Source organism: Ruegeria sp. CDSC021 (genome assembly GCF_059610845.1).
The window spans coordinates 1-4448 of sequence record NZ_JBXWOK010000025.1 but is presented as its reverse complement, the minus strand read 5'-3'; the positions used below and the strand labels follow the sequence as shown (position 1 = coordinate 4448).

Here is a 4448-nt window from a genome sequence, read left to right as displayed (position 1 = left end):
TTACTCTGCGGCTTCTTCGTAAGCGTCCATTGGTGGGCATGTGCAGATGAGGTTTCGGTCGCCGTATGCGTTGTCGACGCGGTTGACGGGGGACCAGTATTTGTCGACGCCCATGGAGCCCGGAGGGAAGCAGGCCTGTTCGCGGGTGTAGGGGCGGTCCCAGTCGCCGACCAGATCGCGCACCGTATGGGGGGCGTTTTTCAGCGGGTTGTTCTCCGCATCGATCTTGCCGTCGATGATGTCCTGCGCCTCGGCCCGGATGGACAGCATGGCGTCGCAGAAGCGATCCAGTTCGTCCTTGGGTTCCGACTCGGTGGGCTCGACCATCAGGGTTCCGGCCACCGGCCAGGACATGGTCGGCGCGTGGAAGCCTGAATCGACCAGTCGTTTGGCCACATCGTCGACGCTGACATGGGCCGCCTCATCCAAAGGACGGGTGTCAAGGATACATTCATGCGCCACCCGGCCTGTTTCCGAGGTGTACAGGATCGGATAGGCGTCCTGCAGCCGGGCCGCGATATAGTTGGCGTTCAGGATCGCCACTTTCGTGGCCTGGGTCAGACCCGCACCGCCCATCAGCAGCACATAGGCCCAACTGACCGGCAGGATCGACGGAGACCCAAACGGTGCCGCCGAGACCGGACCGACGGCGGTGCCGTATTCCGGGTGGCCGGGCAGGTGTTCCTCCAGATGCGCCTTGACGCCGATCGGACCCATGCCGGGGCCGCCACCGCCATGCGGGATGCAGAAGGTCTTGTGCAGGTTCAGGTGGCTGACATCGCCGCCGATATCACCGGGGCGCGACAGGCCGACCATGGCGTTCATGTTGGCGCCGTCGATATAGACCTGACCGCCGTGATCATGGGTGATCTGGCAGACCTCCTGGACGGTGGTCTCGAACACGCCATGGGTCGACGGATAGGTGATCATGCAGGCGGCCAGATGGTCGGAATGCTTTTCCGCCTTGGCGCGGAAATCGGCGACATCAATGTTGCCCTTCTCATCCGCTTGCACCGGCACCACCTGATAGCCCACCATCTGGGCCGAGGCCGGGTTGGTGCCATGGGCCGAAGTGGGGATCAGGCAGACATTGCGGTGCCCTTCGCCGCGGGCGAAGTGATAGTTGCGGATCGTCAGCAGGCCTGCGTACTCGCCCTGCGCACCCGAGTTGGGCTGCTGCGAGATCGCGTCATAGCCGGTGATCTGGCACAGCTTGTCGTTCAGATCATCGATCATCTCGTGATAGCCCTGCGCCTGATCTTCTGGGCAGAACGGGTGCAGGTTGCCGAACTCGGGCCAGGTGACCGGGATCATCTCAACCGTGGCGTTCAGCTTCATGGTGCAGGACCCCAGCGGGATCATCGCGCGGTCCAGCGCCAGATCGCGGTCGGCCAGACGGCGCATATAGCGTGTGATCTCGGCCTCGGCCCGGTTCTTGTGGAAGATCTCGTGGGTCAGATATTCGCTTTCACGCAGCGCGTAATCCGGCAGGCGGTATTGCTTGTTCGAGCTGTCATCCGCCCGATCGATGCCGAAGGCACCCCAGACGGCCTCGATGGTCTCGGGCCGGGTCTGTTCGTCCAGGCTGATGCCGACCTTGCTGTCGCCGACCTTGCGCAGGTTGACGCCGCGGGCCACGGCGGCCTCCATCACGACATTCTGCAGATGGCCGACCTCGACCGTGATGGTGTCAAAGAACACTTCCGGTTCCACGGCAAAGCCCGCCTCTTCCAGACCGGCGGCCAGGCGCGAGGTCTTGCGGTGCACCGATTGCGCAATGGCCTTGATGCCATCAGGGCCGTGATAAACCGCATACATCGACGCAATGACGGCCAGCAGCGCCTGCGCGGTGCAGACATTCGAGTTGGCCTTCTCGCGGCGGATATGCTGTTCGCGGGTCTGCAGCGCCAGGCGATAGGCCTTGTTGCCCCGGCTGTCGATGCTGACGCCGATGATCCGGCCGGGCATCGACCGCTTCAGCTTGTCGGTGGTCGCCATATAGGCCGCGTGCGGGCCACCATAGCCCATCGGTACGCCAAAGCGCTGGGTCGAGCCGATGGCGATATCCGCGCCCATCTCACCCGGTGACTTCAGCAGCGCCAGCGACAGGATGTCGGCGGCAACGATGGCAATGGCTTTATGTTCATGCAGCGCCGCGATCTCGGCGGTGAAGTCGCGCACATGTCCATGCGTGCCGGGATACTGGAAGATCGCGCCAAACACCGCGCCCGCGTCCATCGTATCCGGATCAGCCACCTGTACGTCGATGCCCAGAGGCTCGGCGCGGGTTTTGATCACCGCAATGGTCTGCGGGTGGCAGTTTTTATCGACGAAGAAAGCCGCGTTATTGGCCTTGGACCGGCCACCGCGCTTGGCCATCGCCATCGCCTCGGCAGCAGCGGTTGCTTCGTCCAGCAGGGATGCGTTGGCCACGTCCAGCCCGGTCAGATCGCTGACCATGGTCTGGAAGTTCAGCAGCGCCTCAAGCCGGCCCTGGCTGATCTCGGGCTGATAAGGCGTGTACGCCGTGTACCAGGCCGGGTTTTCCAGGATATTGCGCAGGATCGGCGCAGGCGTGGTGGTGCCGTAATAGCCCTGACCAATCAGCGAGGTCAGAACCTTGTTCTTGCTCGCCACCTCTTTCATGTGGAACAGCGCATCGCGCTCGGTCATCGCCGGACCCCAGTCCAGCGCTTCCTTCTGCCGGATCGCAGGGGGGACGGTGGCGTCAATCAGCTGATCCAGCGTCGTGAAGCCGATCACCTTGAGCATGTCGCGCATCTCGGTCGGGCTGGGCCCGATATGGCGACGGTTGGCAAAGTCATAGGCTTCGTAATCGGTGAGTTTGAAGGCCATGTGTAGCGCTCCTCAAGGAATGTCTCGCCCAGCCGCTCTGGCAGATGCCTCCGGCGGGAGTATTTGGAAAAAGATGAAGCCCGGGGCCCGGTTTCAGGGCCCCGGAATTGAAGTTACCCGATGAAGGCCTTGTAGCCGGCCTCATCCATCAGATCTTCCAGCTGCGACGCATCCGTGATCTTGATCTTGTAAATCCAGGCCTCGCCCTCGGGGTCGTCGTTCAGCGCGCCCGGATTGTCGGCCAGCGCCTCGTTGACCTCGACGATCTCGCCATCAACCGGCGCATAAAGCTCGGACGCCGCCTTGACGGATTCGATCACGCCAATCTCGCCACCCTTCTCGAACTCGTCGCCTGCTTCCTGCTGTTCCACGAACACCACGTCGCCCAGCTGTTCAGCCGCGTGTTTGGTGATGCCCAGCGTCGCGGTGTCGCCCTCGACGGTCAGCCATTCGTGCTCTTCGGAATAATAGGTTGCCATGTTGTCTCTCTCCTGACTTCAACGCTTGTAATTCTGGGTGACAAAGGGGGTGGCCACAATCTGTGCCGGTTGCGGCTTGCCCCGGATGATCAGGTTCACCGCCGTGCCCGGTTCGGCATGATCCGCCGCCACATAGCCCATCGCCACAGGTCCACCGACCGTCGGGCCAAACCCGCCCGAGGTGATCTGGCCGATTGTATTGCCCTGCGCGCACTGAATGTCCACGCCCTGACGCGCCGGTGCCCGGCCTTCCGGCTTGATGCCCACCAGCTTGCGCGCGGGACCCTCGGCCAGTTCTTTTTGAATGCGGTCGGCCCCCGGGAATCCGCCCTCTTCCTTGCGGCGTTTCTGGATCGCCCAACCCAGGCTGGCCTCGATCGGCGAGGTGCCCTGGTCGATGTCATTGCCATACAGGCACAGCCCCGCCTCCAGCCGCAGGCTGTCGCGCGCGCCCAGGCCCGCCGCCTCGCAATCCTCATGCGCCAGGAAGGCCTTGGTGATTTCAATCGCGCGGTCCTCGGGGATCGAGATCTCGTACCCGTCCTCGCCGGTATAGCCCAGACGCGAGATCCGGCATTCGGCCCCCAGAATGTCGGCAACAACAGTTTCCATGAACTTCAGATCCCGCGCCGCAGGGCAAAGCGCACCCACCACATCCTCGGCCTTCGGTCCCTGCACCGCAACAAGCGCGCGGTCAAAGATCTCGATCACCTCAACCCCGTCCAGATTGTCGCGCATATGCGGAATATCCTGATGACGCAGCGCCGCGTTCACCACCACAAAGAAGTGATCCCCCGCATTCGACACGATCAGATCATCCATGATCCCGCCATCCGAATTGGTGAAAAATCCATACCGCGCCTTGCCAGGCTTCAATGTCGCATAGGCCTGCGGGCACAGAGCCTCAAGCTTGGCACCAACATCCTCACCCCGCAGGATCACCTGACCCATATGAGACACATCAAACACCGCCGCCTTCTCACGACACTGCGCATGCTCACCCATAATCCCCAAGGGATACTGAACAGGCATCTCCCAGCCCGCAAAATCAACCAACTTCCCACCCAACTCAACATGCAAACCATGCAAAGGCGTGCGCCTAATATCCGTCAT

At 62.4% G+C, this 4448-nt stretch carries 3 protein-coding genes; all 3 read right to left on the bottom strand.

The genetic code is table 11. The features are described 5' to 3' along the window. Positions 1 to 2856: an aminomethyl-transferring glycine dehydrogenase gene (gene gcvP, locus AC2FGB_RS19950; RefSeq protein WP_496694685.1), complete on the bottom strand. Its 2856-nt coding sequence runs from the start codon at positions 2854 to 2856 to the stop codon at positions 1 to 3. Between the two features lie 113 nt (positions 2857 to 2969). After that, a complete protein-coding gene (gene gcvH, locus AC2FGB_RS19945) occupies positions 2970 to 3335 on the bottom strand; it encodes a glycine cleavage system protein GcvH (RefSeq protein WP_142640419.1) in 366 nt (121 codons plus the stop codon). A gap of 18 nt (positions 3336 to 3353) precedes the next feature. Then, the coding region (gene gcvT / locus AC2FGB_RS19940) for a glycine cleavage system aminomethyltransferase GcvT (protein WP_496690629.1) at positions 3354 to 4448 on the bottom strand (1095 nt) is incomplete at its 5' end.

Excerpts from the sequence above, each read along its gene's own strand:
- gcvH (WP_142640419.1), bottom strand. The coding sequence starts at position 3,335 with ATGGCAACCTATTATTCCGAAGAGCACGAATGGCTGACCGTCGAGGGC.
- gcvP (WP_496694685.1), bottom strand. The coding sequence starts at position 2,856 with ATGGCCTTCAAACTCACCGATTACGAAGCCTATGACTTTGCCAACCGT.